We start from the raw sequence: 396 nt of genomic DNA on the forward strand, positions 1-396 counted from the left end.
ATTTACAGAGACAAGGCTCGTGGTGGCAAGCTACATAAGACACTCACTCGTGCATGTAAAAAGTATAAAAAACGCTATGGAAGCTATGATAAACGTGGACAGATAGTTAATCGAGTCAGCATTGATGAACGCCCTAGTATTGTGGATTCAAAGTCTAGAATTGGTGATTGGGAGGGTGACACAGTGATTGGAAAAGGGCGTAAAAATGCCTTTGTCACAATGGTTGAACGTAAAACGTTATATACAGTCGTACACAGAATTGAAAGCAAGCATGCGCAAATAACAGCCGATGCGCTGATCACGTGTATGACACCATATAAAGATAGGGTTATTACCGTGACGTTAGACAATGGAAAAGAGTTTGCTCACCATGAGCATGTCGCACAAGCATTAGAA

Annotated in this window: 1 protein-coding gene; it reads left to right on the forward strand. The window is 41.4% G+C overall.

Annotated features, from left to right (window positions below; translation table 11 throughout):
* Positions 1-396 (forward strand): IS30 family transposase (locus HC000_RS18390; protein ID WP_346010182.1); only part of this gene is annotated, 396 nt, incomplete at its 3' end.

It is taken from the genome of Pseudoalteromonas sp. MIP2626 (assembly GCF_013414205.1).
GTDB lineage: Bacteria > Pseudomonadota > Gammaproteobacteria > Enterobacterales > Alteromonadaceae > Pseudoalteromonas > Pseudoalteromonas nigrifaciens.